Annotated in this window: 10 protein-coding genes; 1 reads left to right on the top strand and 9 read right to left on the bottom strand. The window is 35.4% G+C overall.

Annotated elements, in window-relative coordinates; genetic code table 11:
• Positions 1-635: 635 nt before the first annotated feature.
• From ACP6PL_RS13585 to ACP6PL_RS13545, 9 genes are all read right to left on the bottom strand, one after another.
• Entirely contained in the window at positions 636-2,741 is a 2,106-nt protein-coding gene (locus tag ACP6PL_RS13585) for a M3 family metallopeptidase (RefSeq protein WP_426545792.1), read from the bottom strand.
• A gap of 257 nt (positions 2,742-2,998) precedes the next feature.
• Entirely contained in the window at positions 2,999-3,766 is a 768-nt protein-coding gene (locus ACP6PL_RS13580) for an HAD family hydrolase (protein WP_426545791.1), read from the bottom strand.
• 488 nt (positions 3,767-4,254) lie between these two features.
• Positions 4,255-5,043 carry a hypothetical protein gene (locus ACP6PL_RS13575; protein ID WP_426545790.1) on the bottom strand — a complete coding sequence of 263 codons (789 nt, stop codon included), beginning with the start codon at positions 5,041-5,043 and terminating at the stop codon, positions 4,255-4,257.
• A 501-nt stretch (positions 5,044-5,544) separates the two neighbouring features.
• Positions 5,545-7,650: a PAS domain-containing sensor histidine kinase gene (locus ACP6PL_RS13570; RefSeq protein WP_426545789.1), complete on the bottom strand. Its 2,106-nt coding sequence runs from the start codon at positions 7,648-7,650 to the stop codon at positions 5,545-5,547.
• A 1,611-nt stretch (positions 7,651-9,261) separates the two neighbouring features.
• Positions 9,262-9,840, bottom strand: a complete 579-nt coding sequence (locus ACP6PL_RS13565) for a CPBP family intramembrane glutamic endopeptidase (RefSeq protein ID WP_426545788.1) — start codon at positions 9,838-9,840, stop codon at positions 9,262-9,264.
• 237 nt (positions 9,841-10,077) lie between these two features.
• Entirely contained in the window at positions 10,078-11,151 is a 1,074-nt protein-coding gene (locus ACP6PL_RS13560; RefSeq protein ID WP_426545787.1) for a DUF3326 domain-containing protein, read from the bottom strand.
• A gap of 169 nt (positions 11,152-11,320) precedes the next feature.
• Positions 11,321-11,515 carry a hypothetical protein gene (locus tag ACP6PL_RS13555; protein ID WP_426545786.1) on the bottom strand — a complete coding sequence of 65 codons (195 nt, stop codon included), beginning with the start codon at positions 11,513-11,515 and terminating at the stop codon, positions 11,321-11,323.
• A gap of 366 nt (positions 11,516-11,881) precedes the next feature.
• Positions 11,882-12,202 (bottom strand): 2Fe-2S iron-sulfur cluster-binding protein, encoded by a 321-nt coding sequence (locus ACP6PL_RS13550; RefSeq protein ID WP_426545785.1) that lies wholly within the window; start codon positions 12,200-12,202, stop codon positions 11,882-11,884.
• A 687-nt stretch (positions 12,203-12,889) separates the two neighbouring features.
• A complete protein-coding gene (locus tag ACP6PL_RS13545; RefSeq protein ID WP_426545784.1) occupies positions 12,890-14,968 on the bottom strand; it encodes an elongation factor G in 2,079 nt (692 codons plus the stop codon).
• Positions 14,969-16,195: 1,227 nt separating this feature from the next.
• Between ACP6PL_RS13545 and ACP6PL_RS13540 the strand changes: the two genes are divergently transcribed.
• Positions 16,196-16,423, top strand: a complete 228-nt coding sequence (locus tag ACP6PL_RS13540; protein ID WP_426545783.1) for a hypothetical protein — start codon at positions 16,196-16,198, stop codon at positions 16,421-16,423.
• Positions 16,424-16,549: the final 126 nt, after the last annotated feature.

Here is a 16,549-nt window from a genome sequence, read left to right as displayed (position 1 = left end):
CATCCTACGGACTGCTCGGCTTTCCGACCGCTCTCTTGGTTGATTGGATATGGCGAGGAAACCTCGCCATCCCTCAACCGCTTTTTCCCCTATCCAAGGGGAGGCTTTAAACCAGAATTATTTAATAATTAATAATTAATAATTAATAATTGGGAAAGAGGAAAGAGGGAAGATGTGGGGAGAAATAATAAAAAAAATTCAACACTCCTTGAGATAATTTTTCCTCATTCTTGATGCACGAATAGACTTAACTTGCATAATTATATAGATCTCTTAGGGGTTCTATAAAGGAATTTGCTGAAAGGAAACTGAATAGTACTTCAATTCAAAGAAAATGCTTATTAAGAATGGAAAGGGTGTAGTGGGAGCGCAGAGCACTCCCACTACACCCCCCACAGGGAAAACGCATCTTATTTTGAAGTTCTAACAGGGTAAGGATCTTAGGGTTCTGCGTATTTATGCTTATCACTCATCTAAAGCTTAACAGTAGAAGGTTCCAGAATTTAGATGCGTTTGCCCTACGTCCCTACTTATTCCCTTGATTTTTTGAGCGAGGGGGGTGTGGGAGGAAAGTTAGTTTGTCTTCATGGAGCTTGCATATCTTCCAGTCTTCTACTCCCCACACTGCCTACAGGTTAAGCCGCAGCTACCAAACCACTATGTCTTAACAAAGGTTCAGTATTAGGTTCCCGACCTCGGAAAGTTTTAAACACTTCCATCGGATGCAAACTACCACCCAATGCTAAAACTGTATCCCTAAATTGCTTACCACAAGTAGCGATCGCCTGTTCATTTTCCAGACCAGCTTCTTCAAAAGCAGCAAAAGCATCGGCACTCAATACTTCCGCCCACTTATAACTATAATAACCAGCCGCATAACCACCAGCAAAAATATGCCCAAACGCACATAAAAATGAATCTTCTGGCAATGGTTGTAAAACAGTAGTAGTTTGAGCAACACGCTTACGCACATCCACAACTGTTTCTGCCCCACCTGGTTGATAACGGTGATGGAGTTCAATATCAACTAGGGCAAAGTGCAACTGACGCAACATTGCACTACCGCTCATATAATTTCTGGCAGCCAAAAGTTTCTGATAATAATGTTCTGGCAAAGTCTCTCCTGTTTCGTAGTGTTTTGCCATTCCAAATAAAGTGGAGCGATCGTAACACCAATTTTCCATAAACTGACTAGGTAACTCCACCGCATCCCACTCTACATTATTAATACCTGCTGCACCTGCATAGTTCACTGTTGTCAGCATATGTTGTAAACCATGCCCAAATTCATGGAACAGAGTTTCTACCTCACTAAAAGTCATCAAACTAGGTTTACCATCTACAGGTGGTGTTTGGTTACATTGTAAATAGGCTACAGGTAAACGCAAATTAGTTTGACCATTCTCTACAATTTTAGCGCGAGTTATACATTCATCCATCCATGCACCACCTCGTTTTTCCGCGGGGCGACTATAAGCATCAAGGTAAAAATAAGCAATTGGTGTGTTATTTTCATCATTAACTTGGAAATAGCCTACATCTTCATGCCATACTGGTGCTTCCCCATCTGCAGCAGTAATATTAATGCCAAATATCCGCTTGACCAAAGCAAATAACCCATCTAGAACTTGTGGCAGTGGGAAATATGGTCGCAACTCTTCTGCTGTAAAGGAAAATTTTTCTTCCCGGAGTCTTTCTGACCAAAAACTGGTATCCCAATGTTTAAAGTCATTTGCTTCTGGAGCATTTTTGCTGGCAGCATAAGCTTTAAGGTCTTCTAAGTCTTTGACAGCAGCATCATAACTAACACTGCGTAGTTCTTCCAATAGTTTTTCTACTGCTTCCACACCTGGAGCCATTTTACTAGCAAGACTTAGTTCTGCATAACTATTAAAGCCCAAAATTTCTGTTTTTTGTTGGCGTAAGTCTAAAATTCGTTCAATTAAAGGATAGTTGTTTAAGTCTCCACTATCAGCACGGCTAATAAAGGCTTTATAAAGTTTTTCTCGCAACTCCCGTTGTTTGCTGTGCTGCATGAAGGGTACAAAACTAGGATAGTCGAGGGTGATACGCCAAGGTCCGTTTTCTGGTGTAGCGTTTTCGGCTCCATCGTCTCTGGCAGCTTGAGCTGCTAGACTTAATAAACTGGGTGGTAAACCGTCTACTTCTTCTTTTTTCGTTAATGTTAAGCTAAAAGCTTTAGTGGCATCAAGAACATTATTAGAAAATTTGGTAGAAAGTTCGGCTAGTTCCAGTTGAATGCTATTGAAGCGTTCTCGTTTTTCTCCTTCTAAACCTACTCCTGAAAGTTCTGCATCTCTGATAGCAGCTTCAACTATGCGTTTTTGTCCTGAATCTAGGTTTTCCCAACTATCACTATTGTTTAAATTTTTAAAGGCTTGATAAAGAGGTTGACTTTGATTTAGTTTATTAGAAAATTCTACTACTTTTGGTTGTACTTCATTATAAGCTTTTCGTAGTTCAGGACTATTTTTAACTCCCATTAAATGTCCTATTATTCCCCAACTCCAAGTTAAACGATCTACTAATTTTTGTAGAGGTTCTACTAGGTCATTCCAGGTCGGTTTAACTGTTGCTTCTAAGTTGGTTAGTTCTTGTTCTAATTCTGTTAGTAGTTCTGTCATTGCAGGTACTACATCTTCTGATTTGATAGATTCAAAAGGAGGTAATCCCTTACCAATTAGTAATGTTTTTTTTGTAAGTGTTGTATTAGCGCTCATACGCGGTTTATCTTGATATCCTCATCATTTCATTTTGTATTTAAACATTGTAGCGTAACTAGAAAAGAAATCAGATTTTATCTTACAAATAATTAAATTGATTAAGTTTTTGGCGTTTAAAGTTATGAATAATACCAATGAAATCAGATAATTTTCTCAAGTAATAATTTTTTTCATTAATATAATGATTGATTAATGACAACGTATACGAGAAGTTAAAAGCTTATTCAAGCACGAAAAAGCAATTGTTATCTTCTTTAATTATCAATTATGAGGAGAGATTGTATTAATTTTAGACCACAATAGGTTATACCTTTAGTCTCTCCACTTAGACTGGTAAATGGTATTTCTGGTTCTCCTAAATGATTTAATACTAAAGCTGCCCCAGTAAAATCTTGATTCCTAGTATAATCATTAACTGTCACAATTGTTTTTAATCCTGGTTGCAAAGCAGCTTGTAAACCGTGATGTGAATCTTCAAATACAATACAATTATCTGCCTGGATCTTCATTTTTTCTAATACATAATAATAAATATCTGGTGCAGGTTTCTTTGCTGGAACTATATCTCCTGCAGCAATTATTTCAAACCAATAAATACTTTCTTTCCCCAAGGTATGCTCTAATAATGCCGTCACATTTGGTAAAGCGCTAGTAGTAGCGATCGCTAACCGCATTTTGTTAGTTCGTGCTTCTGTTAATAATCTTTTCACTCCCGGGCGTAATGGTATAGCACCTGTTCCTAATAATTTTTGGTAATAATTTGTTTTACTTGCGTGTAGATGAGAAATTAATTCTGGCAGTGGAATTGATGATGAAAACTTTGGTTGATACTGATTAATATAAAAATTAATCCGTTCTTTGCCACCAGCGATTGTCAACAATTCTCCATATAAAGAAACTGACCATTCCCAGTCTAACCCCGCTTCAGCAAAAGCTTGATTAAAAGCTACTCTATGGCCATCTCGTTCTGTATTTGCTAAGGTGCCATCAACATCAAATATTAGGGTAAATGGTTCAGTCATTTCAGTTATCAGTTATTAATTATTAGTTATCAGTACCTCCTGGAATAGGGAGGTTTGAAATACTGAATTCTCTTTTTTTTATCCCCTTTTCAGGGAAGACGATTAACCTTATTTCCTGGTAAGTTTATTTTATTAAAAACTGTTATAGCAATTCCCATACTAGTAAGGTACAAAATTCATTTCCTTGAGGAAACAGGGAACAGGGTATAGAATAGAAATAAATATAAGTGTATCTCCAACGGCATGAGAAACACTATAGTCTTTTTTATAACACAAATTTAAAATTATTTTATACTTATATCATTTCACTTTCAAGATATCACAAATAGTTTCAAAATTATCATGTCAAATAATTGCTTGAAACTATTGTAAAGTCAAAGTTTTCTGTCTATTAAATCTTACTTTTAACTTTTAACTGTCTTGAGTACGTCTTGCATTCTGAGGTTTCCTCAGAATTATGCACTCGCTTTTTAGTTCGGTGAAACGGTTTAAAACCTACCTTCAGATTGCTTTACTGATTCCCCTGTAATTTCTCTGATGGGTTGCTTGGAAATTACAGACTGATGGGATGATGAGTTTGAATAATTTGCATGTTGTAATTGCCTGACAAGGGTAATTAGGCGTTTCAAATGAGGTTTTACCACCTGTGTATTTTGTATTTCCAGATCGTCAATTTTGGCCTGAAGCTGGGATATATCTTTTTGAGGCTCCTTGGCCAATACTTCCATATCCTTTTGAAGATTGGCGATCGCTTCCTCAATTACCAAAAGACGGCCATTTACTATTTCCCAATCATCTGTAGTCATAGCTTTTTTATCTACAGATGCTAAACTTTTTTGTACAGAAGAAGCTGAGTGTTCTAGCGCAGTTAGTTGCTGTTGTATTTCTGAGTCCACAGCTTGTATTGATTCAGTAGAGAATTTTTCACGAACTGATTCAATTTCTGTAGAAAGCTGTTGACGAAGTTTTACTATCACCTTGACAGCATTTTTTTCTAGCTTTTCTACTGAGCTTTGAATTTCTCCTATCTCAGACTTTTGAGATAATAGCATTTGCTGTTCAAATCGGTATCTATTAGCCACATTCAGAGATAAGGCCAATGTCATAGGGGCTACTGCGTAAAATGCTTGTCCCGAAGCTGCCACCCCAAAAGCACCCAATGCCGAACCAATTATACAAGCATACTCTGCCAAATTGAGCCAATGCTTTTTGTAAAAAGTTTGCTTCACAGCTCTCCTTAGCAATGAATCTTGATTCCGTTCCATATTTAGTAACATTTGCTCACAAGCATTTTCTGTTTCATTCTAGAAGTATCGGCACTATCTTTAAACGAAGTCAGAAGTCATAAGTTGTTTTTGTCACGGGGATGAGTGAGCCACCCGACAAAAATATTTCGCCAATCAAGGCGGGGTTGGGAGACCCAATTATTTTCATAATTTTTTGTGAATATGATTAATATTATATCATTGACATTTCCAGAATTAAACTATTAACCTAAAACCTACAACCTACAATTTTCTCCAATTATGGTTTTAAATCACCCTATTATATCCGAAAAATCAGGTTAATCCAATGAAACAAATTAAGTCTATTTTTAGTGTGACATTGTTTTTTATCCTTCTCCTAGGAGTTGCATTTTTAACAGTTAATTTTGTCCTAGCTATAGTCAAAAATTTATCTTAAAATTATTCTCAGTAATTTTTTATGTCACTATTTAAACATATTAGATAGTGATTAATTATGATTCTACTAAAATCCTGACAAATAAATTTTCATTTTCATTGCCGATCAGAGAGAGAAAGCTTAATCGGAATTTCAATCATAAATTCTGTTCCTTCTCCAATCAGGGACTTACAAGACAACTTACCCTGATGTTTATCAACAATTAATTCTTCGGAAATTGACAAACCCAAACCCATACTATTTTCTGATTTTTTCGTAGTAAATAGAGGTTCAAATATCCGGCTATATACTTCTTCAACCACGCCTATTCCATTATCAGCAATAGCAATAGCTATATAATTATCTTTAACTTCTGTAGTAATTAAAATTTCTGGTTCAAATGGTTGAGAGTTAATTTTTTTTGTATTTAAATTTCGGTATTTTTCCTCCACTGCATCAATAGCATTAGTAAAAATGTGCATAAATACTTGATTCAGCTCTCCAGGATAACATTCGACATAGGGTAAACTCCCATAATTTTTAACCACCTTAATATCAGGGCAATTTCCTTTTCCTTGAAACTGATTTTGCAAAATTAAGAGTGTACTTTCTAATCCTTTATGAATATCTATTGTTTTTATAGATTCTGCTTCTAATCCAGAAAACTGTCGTAGCGATCTAACTACATCTCTAATTCGTTCTGCCCCTATCATCATCGAACCCAATAATTTTGGCAAATCTTCTTGAATAAAATCTAGTTCTATATCTTCAATTTCCGACTCAATTTCTGGTAGAGGATGAGGATAATTTTGCTGATACATATCTATCAAGTACAACAAATCTTGAACATAATTTATCGCCAAACCAATATTACCAGAAATAAAATTAACAGGATTATTAACTTCATGAGTAACACCTGCCACAACTTGCCCCAATATAGAAGTTTTATGCTTTTGAATTAATTGAGTAGTAGCCGAGTTTAACTTCTGTAAAGTTTCCTCTAGTTGTTCAGTTTGTTGGCGGAATTTTTCCTGACCATGGCGTAGTGAATCTTCCATTGCCAAACGTTCTGTAATGTCTAAACCGACAAAAACTGCCGCTGGTAATGATGCTTTATCCCGATAATATTTTTGAGCAACTATTAAATAAATTCTAGTTTTTCCCCTAACGTTTGCTTTCACTTCTCTAACATTAGTTAAATCTGCCTTAGCAAAAAAGTCATAAACAAAATCGTTAAATTCTGGGCTAGTCTGTAAAAATCCTACTTCTTGATTAATAAAACTTTCAATAGGTAAATTGTAGGCATTAGCTAAATGTTGATTAACTCCTAAATATCGTAAATCTGCACTTATCCATGAAACTAATCCTGGTACAGCATTTAAAACAGCTTGGAATTGTTCCTTAGCTTCTCGTAAATCTAGATTAATTTTCTTTTGCGGAGAAATATCACGCACAATGGCACATTGATATTCATTACCATTAAATTCTAAATAATTGACATTGATTTCTACAGGAAAAATATGACCTGTTTTAGTACGAAAATCAGACTCAAACCTCAGAGAATTTTGATTTTTAACTTGTTGCCAATAGGTCGGCAAAACTTCCCTGGATAATCCTAGGTCAATGTCAAAAATTGTTAGCTGAAGTAATTCAGATTCAGAATATCCCAGGAAATTACAACTCTGTTTATTTACATAGTATAGTTCTCCATTAACAGTTATCCAGAAAATAGCATCAGCAGCATTGTCAGTTGCTAACTTAGTTAATTCTAGTTGTTGTTCTAGTTGTTTCTCAGGAGTTATTTCTTCTGTAAAGATAATTAGACCACCAATTATACCTTCATCTGTATGCCAAGGTTTGACTTTCCATTTTACCCATAGTATTGATCCATTGGTAGCAGTCATTGGATGTTCTAACTCAAATTGGCCAATAGTTCCTACCAAACATTTTTCAGCTTGTCCCTGCCAAGATGATGGGAGATTAGGAAATACCTGGTAATGCAGATTCCCAATAATTTCACTAGACTCTAGTTGCCAATATTGTAACCACATACCAGAAGCAGCTAGATAGCACATTTCTTGGTCTAACATTGCCATAGCAGCAGGTATATGTTTGATGAATTGGCAAAGTTGATTGTAAGTTCCATGTTTTTCTGAATCTTGATGGCCTAGGGGGAGAGTTGAACTATCATAGGTGTTTGTGTTAATTGGCCTCTGTTTCATTTTTGGGATTTCCTCCCTCTGGTTTGCTGTTTGTCGTATTAAGTGGTGCATAATCTCATAATGGCAAATAAGGGGGGTTCAAAAATAATTACTATTCCCTCGACTATCACATTTCTAACATTAACTTGTCTATAAATGCCAATAGTAAAACCTTTATTTAGATTAATTTTTAATACTAGGGATATTTCGGATGAAGAATTTAGTTATGCTACCTAAAGAAATAAGAATCAGGAAATAATCATAACTAAAATTATTTCCTATTTGCAACATAGCTTGTACACCAAGTAGCCAGATTAAGTGTAATTATTTAGATATAGTTAAATTTGGATAAAGTATAGTATTTTCTAATTCAAGAAAACAGGCAAAGTGTAATTATAACTACTACTTTATGATATAAATAAATACTCCTTAACTGATCTTTTTTAGTAAGGGTGAATCTCCGCCAAGCTTATAATTTTTAAAGTATTGGTATGACTAATACCACATTCATGAGATAAATATTTACGGTGTGGAAATAGGGAGTAGGGAACAGGAGAAACCATCGATATTTAATATATATCTCTGAATAAAATATAGATTTTTTCCGTATAGTAGGCAACAGGCAACAGGGAATATCTTTTGAAAAGGTACAAAAAATTATTTTGTGAGCGACTTTTACAACTCTAGCTTATGTTAAATAAAGGGCAAGTTTATTTTCTGGAGATATCTAATTTTATGGTCTTACTAAACTAAGGTTGCCTGTAACTACTAACAAAAACTTCATGTAGGAGTATTTTTTGAAACTGGTATAAAAGGAAAAATTTTCTTTATTTCTCCTTTCAAGGAGAAAATTTAAACTTTAATTAATAATTATTATTAATTATTACGTAACAATTCTGCAGTGATATCCAATCTTGTATTATCCTCTAATAGTTATAGCACTACTGAGTAGTTTGGATAGAGCAAAAGGGTTAGCCCAGCTTATCCGTAAGATCAACCTAACAAAACAAACTAATGTAATAATTTAGCCCTCAGTTAGCTTCTTACAAAGGAACTACAAACTTCAGCTATTACTTAGGGTTTGCTGAAAAAGTTTTATGGGTGAGGGTAGGAGCCAGGAGCCAGGAGCCATGAGTCAGGAGTTATGAGTTATGAGAGATAGGAATTACAGAGGATGTAGTCGGATATTTTGTCCCTCAATTTTTCCGCCCTTGTCTGCTCAAAATCTAAGTATTTTCAGCTATGGTTCGCAAAAACTTTGTACTTTTAGAGAATATGCAAAGGCTAAAGCATTTATCTGCCAATTCTTTTAGATTTAATCAGTAAGCCTTACTGCCGTGTCAAGCCTTAAATGTTACTTTAGGAAATTGGTAGAATGCTTATTTTTCAAAGCTTGACATCAAAAATCTATTCCACCACTTTAAGCTTGACGTGCTAGTACTTATTAATTTATTGCCTGATTAGTATTGATAGATTTAAAGAGAATTAAAACTATTGAAAAAAACTGACCTTGACGAGGGAGAGTGTATATTAATTATTTATGAAACAGCTAAAAGCTGACCGCGAGCCAGCTGTTTGGGGAGTATTGTGGCACGGACATACTTACATTATTAACCTTTTTCTTATCTTCTGTTAATTATGTTCCCACTTCCACACACTACTGGAAATCAAATTTGTCAAAATATGGGCAATAATTGGTATCAATAAATTACCTGTTACCAAAGCACTATATCCCAACACAAGACCAACTATTGTTGCCCAAATCATATAAGGCCATTGTTGCCTACCACTCAGATGTAAAACACCAAAGAAAACACTTGAGGCAACTAATGCTACTGTATCCAATCCCAAGGCAGATAAGACCACACCTCGAAATAGTAATTCTTCACTTAATCCTGGCAGTAGACCCAACCAGACTAAATCAGGCCATAATAGCGGAGATAGAACTAACATTAAATATGTATCTGCACTACGACGATAAGCTGGCCAAATGCGGTAAATTATAGCACTGGCAGTAGTAATACCTAGGGCGATCGCTATTCCCCAAAACAACGCCTTCAGATTCCAACTTACAGGCAATAAATTTACACCAAATAGCAGGCATATTTTAGAGATTGCCAGTAATACTAATGCTGTTACTCCCATTGCTACTAACACTTGTATGCGAGTTAGTGGTTCTATCTCCGGGTTTTCAGGAATTTTTTCTGTCACTTGTCAGCTATCAAATAGACTTTAGGTTCTCTACTCTAACTATTGTATAGTAATTCTCATAGTGAAGTCAGAAGTTTTTGCTTAAGTTAATAGCTGTTTGTGAAGCATTCCGGAACGGAAAAGCTTAAAGCTATTAGCACCAGACAGATAGGTTAGGACATTTATAAATACTCAAATTCAGTTATGTAAAGCTTTTGACTTTTTATTTTTGACTTTTGACTTGCGCGTAGTGTTATATTACTGAACTCTAGGAATTGATAATATTTCTGGTTTTAAAACCTTCGGGTTAATACCTGCCTTATCAGCAACCAAAACTCCTAACGCTTCTAAATATGAATTTACTTCCAATGCCTTGATACCTAACTTTTCGGGTGATACCTGCATCTGGGTTTTATTTTCTCTCACCGCAATAATTTGTGCTTTAGTTTGACTGAAACTCATCACCGCACTACCCCCACAAGCTGTGGCAGGTACAATCACCGCATCAACTTGTTGTGCCCAGATACTATTAGGAAGTGGCAAACTCTCCTTTAATTTCACTAACTGTGGCGCACGACTCAAACCAACCAAAACACAAGGCAAAAATGTATAACCAATTTCTTCTGCGGCAGACCGAGGTGATAAGTTAGGGTCTAGGGGTAGAGGCAACAAAGCAGGAGCATGGGCGCAAGGAATTTGAAAAGTTTTGACAATTAAATGACTAATAACTGCCTCTGCTCCTGCCAGGGGATCAACTCCTTGACCATGACGATATTCTTGTAATGCTGTACTACCTTCATCATCAGGAAATCTGGCAACAACAGCGATCGCCTCTGCCTTTGCTTTGTGAATTAGGGTATGTGCTGCTCGTAGCAAGCTATCAGGATTAGCTATTGTGCCCCAGGATGCGCCAGACTCAGACTTTCGTAGTTGTACTTCTAATGGGGAGTCAGTCACAATGTAATCTGTGAGATTGAGACCTAAAGTTGCTCTTGTAGCATCGGCAGCTTGTAAATGGCGCAGTTGTAATTCTGGCTCAATGGCCTGGTCAAGAATTAAACCTACTCGATTTTGATGTACTGGTTGTAATCCATACCATCCTTGAGCAAATTTATCAAGAGCATATCCTTCTACATAGAGAGCATTAGGTAATGACCAATAAAGTTGTGCCCCATTCAGCACATTGGGGTGGGTTATCAGAATATCACAGGTTTGCGCGATCGCCCGTGCTACTGGCAAACCATCACCAGCATAACCACCAATAGATGCACCAATACCAGTGGGAATAATTAATACTGCTGTATAAGGACGTGGTGTGAAGTCAAAAGTCAAAGGTTAAAAGTAATTTCTATTTTAATTGTTATAGCAGTTTTTAAGTAGATGAACCACAAAATTAAAACTATAACCTTTGTAGGAACGTACCTCTATTCTTTTGTAGAGATACCTAAATTTAGACCCCGCTCTTGAGAGCGAGGAATTATCCAAAAATATTAACAAATAATTAGGAATTAGTTGTTAGATTTCTTTCCTCAACTACTACAGCTTCTACATGAGCTTTTTGTTTTTCTGTGTCTACTTTTGTGACTGCCCAACGTAAAGGAGTTCCGCGTTTTTCTAACTCTTTTTCAATTTCTTGATTGAGTTTTGCTGGTGATTCTTGTAGGTCAATTTCAGCATTAATAAAATGAGTAGTCATATCAGTTATCAATTATCAGTTATCAATTATCAGTATAGGCCACTAAATCCAGAGGCTTAAAATACTGAAGTTTATTTTTTTATACCCTTAACAGGAGAGGCTTGAGACCTTATTTTTTGGTTATAGCAACTATATAATTAATTAGTTAATACTTGCTTATATTTAAAATTAAAGCTATAAAAAAATATATAGCATACTTAACTGTTTAATCACAAAAAAAGAAGCAAATTTTCAGGATAACAAGGATGCTGACTGGGGAATAATCAAGTATAAATATTAAGTATTTATTGATTAGTTTTACCAACTTTTCCCATCTATAACATCCCTGTGAAAAATTCGTGTCGTGCTTTCCTTCTGCAAAGCTATTTATGGAGAACCAAATTGACGCTTATAAACCTCATCTTCCTTGCCAGTTTCTATCTTTAAATTAGACCGAGGATAAGCAACACATAATAATACATAACCTTCATCTTGGAGTTCTGGACTAACTCCCATACCATCACTTTGGTCTACAGTACCCTCTCCAATAATCTGAGCTGCACAAGTAGTACAAACCCCAGCATTGCATGAGTTAGGCAAATCTAGTTTAGCCTCCTCAGCAACCTCTAGAATTTTCTTATCCTCTGGCACTTCTATAGTGTGAGTTTGTCCTTGGTGGTGGATTTCAACAGTATAAGTCTTAGACATATTGTAATTTTTGGATTTAATTCCTAACCGGAATTCCGAGTCCTCTTATTTATGAAGCATTATGTATGCTAACCCCTTTATAAATTGAGGGCAACCCTAATGATTGGAAATGAAACAAAATTTTACAATCTATATACTTGAAAAAATTTTCTATTAATTAATATCATGTTCACTAAAACACTTAGTAATTAGGATCATAGTTTTGCTCTAGCCCCTCAAATATTTATGTTCGGGCTAGAGCAAAACTACAAACAAAGTTTTTGTTATAACTAATTATCTGGATATGATATGGCTGAAAAATTAGCTTTTTCTGAGAGACCTAATTTTTATATTTAAAATATTCTGATTATTTGGATTTTTTTAGCTATTGTCAAAAATCATTCAATCGAGAATAATATTTGTTTCTATATAGATCGTTGAAAAGTCAAAAAACTTGGCTATTTATATCAGTAAAAATTCTGAAAGTATCAATTCAATTTTACTTTTTAAATAACTAATTAACCGCACTTACAGCAGTTTCGGAGTTAGTGAGGTACAAAGTTTGATCACTTTAGCTCACGGGGTGAAGAGAGATTACTCTTCAAGTGTACCTCACCATCCTCAAAAGTGCTGTAATACTAGTGATAGTCTAGTTAATTAGTTTTAATAATCAAGCTGTTTTAGTTTTGAGTTACCTATATAAACAGTTTAACGATTACCATTACCATTACCATTACCATTCGTATTACCATTCTTTGTTAAGACTTTTTCAGCTAACTTATCTGGCATTTCTTGTAAATGATCGAACTGCCAATTAAAACAACCGACTCCCATTGTTTGCGATCGCAACTCCACAATTAAATCTTGCATTTCTGAAAAAGCTAAATAAGCAGAAGTCTTATCCCACCCTTTCCAGTCAGTCATACCTTCATAACCCAATATCTGACCGCGACGGATACTAATTAACTGCAAAACTTTTGAGGTAAACTCACTGGGTGCAAAAATTTCCACTAAAGCAATAGGTTCTAACAATACTGGTTGGCAGTCACTCATTCCCTGCTGCATTGCTACCCGGGCTGCTTGCTTGAATGCTTGCTCCGAACTATCCACTGAATGATACGAACCATTCGTCAATGTGACCGCCACATCTACCACTGGAAAACCAAGAGGACCATGTTCGAGATATTCCCGCACTCCTGTTTCCACACCAGGAATATATTGCTTCGGCACTACTCCACCGACAATGGTTTGACTAAAATTAAAACCTGACCCTCTTGGCAACGGTTGAATATCTAAATACACATCCCCAAATTGCCCATGACCGCCACTTTGATGTTTGTAACGACCATGAGAAGTAGTATTTTTGCGAATAGTTTCTTTATAGGGAACTTGGGGTAAGTGAGTTTTCATCGAAACATTATATTTCCGGCGCAAACGGTCTAAACTTACCTGTAGATGAATTTCTCCTTGACCCCAAAAGATGACTTCGTGAGTATCGCCATGTTGTTCCCATTTTAATGCGGGGTCTTCTTCCAGCAACTTTGTTAAAGCACTGCTCATTTTCACCTCATCTTTGCGGTCTTCAGGAGCGATCGCCATGGCAAAAACAGGAGGTAATACTGCTGCTTTGGGCAACTGAGTTTTCAGACTTGCATCTGTAGTTAAAGTCTCGCCTGTGTCGATACCTTCCATCCGACTGAGGGCAACTATTTCTCCAGTTTGAGCGAACTGTAAAGTTTTTGTTTGTTCACCCATCAACTGATACATTCCACCGATGCGAACTCCATTTAAAGTCATGCCATCAGTAATTTCCCCTTCCCACACCCGAACTAAAGAAAGTTTGCCGCCTTGAGGAGTGTAGTAGGTTTTCAAGACTTGGGCAATAGGTGTTTCAGAATTTGATTTTAAACCTCGACGTTTTGCCGTTTCTACTGGTGCTGGAGTTTCTCGTACTAGAGCGTCTAAGAGAGAACGCACACCAGAATCTTTTTCTGCTACTCCTACAAATACAGGTACAATTAAATCTGCACCTAATTCCATTTTTAAGTCAGCAACTATTTCTTCTTTAGGTGGTTCAATATTTTCCACCAACTCTTCTAATAAATGATCGTCAAAATTAGCTAACTCTTCCAGCATTTTTTCTCTGGCAGCCTGTTCCTCTGCTTTCAGAGATTCAGGAATTGCTACAGGATCTGATGGCGCTCCTGGATGATAATGATAAGCTTGTTCAGTTACTAAGTCAATAAATCCAATTAATTGATTATTTTTAGCAATGGGGTATTGATGGGGAACAATAGGGCGGTTGGAGACTGTTTTGAGTGCTTCTAATACTTGAGTAAAGTTAGATTTGCAGTGGGTTTCGTCCGTGCATACCCGATCCATTTTGTTGATGAAAACTATATGGGGAATTTCCCAGTCATCAAGAAATTTTAATAGTGGGGCGAGGGTGAGAACGCGCGCTGGTTCTGGTTCGCACACAACTATTGCTGCACCTGCTCCGATGAGAGCATTATTAGTTTCTTGAGCAAATTCTATGGAACCAGGGCAGTCAAGGAAGGTAAAATGAATGCCGCCGTACTTGGTACTGGCGGCATTTATTTCTACTGTCATGGAGCGATCGCGAGCTTCTGTACTAGCATCGCCAATGGTGTTGCCATCTTTGACACTGCCTTTACGCGATATTGCTCCTGTGGTTGATAATAGACTTTCTAGTAGTGTTGTTTTTCCACTTAAATATGGTCCGACTATGGCAATGTTCCTAACATTTGAAGCGACTTTTTCTGACATAATTATCCTCCTCATAATGCTTTATAATTCAGCATTGATGATTAACATTCATAGCTTTTTTGCTAGACTTTATCTATGTCTTTTATATATTCTCCAGCTATATTTTCAGATTAACTTATTTTTGCTACTATGAAAAAAAAAATTCATGTATCTTAAATTTCAGTTCAATTTAACTTAAGTTTGATAAATTAATATCAAATATTTTTAATTTTTGTTACTTATCTCTCCCTGATATGTCTATAAAAGATTAAACTAATTATTTGTATAAATTTAATTGGTAATAGTTAACAAAGTAAGGAAAAAATATGCGATTTTATAGCTATCTTTAGTGAATTAGCAACAAATCTATGATTCTTAATTAATTGTTAATTATTGGTATTGAAGCTGAAAGACTCCTAGACGTAATCCCCTCATTCCCCATACTTGATGAAACCACTTCAAATATAATTGCTGTGGTTATTATATTGTAGCTTATGCCCCAATAATTAAAAGAGTTTTTTCCCGGATTTGGAAAAATTGAGCAGAATTTTAAGTAAAAACTATTACTATAAAAATATGTTTTGTTTTTTTGATTAAGAGACTGTCGATGAAACAAATATTAAGACTGACAGAAGAATTAATCTTGTTTTGTTGGGTTATGGCGGAAAACTAGCCTTTTACAAAGGAATTTCGTTATTAGCTATCAGCTATGATTCATTGTTTGATCAGTAGGAAAAAGCAATTGAGAGATTTAAGGAGGAATTAAAAGTATTGGAAAAAACTGACCTTGATGAGCGAGAATATATATTCATTATTTATAAAATAGCTAAAAGCTGACCTAAAATATATAAAGATTAGTTTAATTTATTGAGAAAAAAATTATTAATAATATCCAAAAAGTTAAACTGTTGATTTTGATCAATGGATGACTATATATAGCCTTTCTCAATGATTTGTCAAACTAGATGATAATTTTTTATCCTGCTAAAAACTCCCTAATTATCTCCCATCGGTTTCTGTTCCTCCTTCACCCGTTCTTCAACCATTTAATTCTCTGTTAATATCTCAAATCTAAATGCTATGGTTGTTGGCATAAAAAAAGTTAATATATAATCTTCATCACACCTGAGTTTAAGATTTTTATAGTGTTCAAATTTCCCAAGTTGCACATTTATCTCAGGATATGTAAAATTTTTTGAGTAAAATTAAAGTAAAAATAAATCATCAAATATAGGAAAAATATAACTTATGTCCCAAAACTCTCATCAACAAGCAAAAATCATTGCTAAATACTTAAATACTTTAATTAGGGAGATAGAACACAATCCCGAAATTTCGCCATGGGTACTTCGTCAAGTTCTCAAAACAGCCAAAGATAAAGCAGAAAAATTAGCAGATGACTTAGAAAATCAAGACAATAATCAGACAGTATTATCTAATTCTTATGGTTCTTATCATTCAAAGCATGGACAATAGTAAATTTTATTGGTCATTAGTTCTACAAAACATCTATTATTATAACCCAGTTTAAATTTAAAACTGGGTTATCTTATTTATAAAAAACTTGTTGCATAAAAAACTTTTAAATAAAAACAAAAAAAT

The sequence above is a fragment of the Dapis purpurea BLCC-M126 genome (assembly GCF_050015975.1).
Taxonomy (GTDB): domain Bacteria; phylum Cyanobacteriota; class Cyanobacteriia; order Cyanobacteriales; family Microcoleaceae; genus Trichodesmium.
This window is presented reverse-complemented; position numbering and strand designations above follow the sequence as displayed.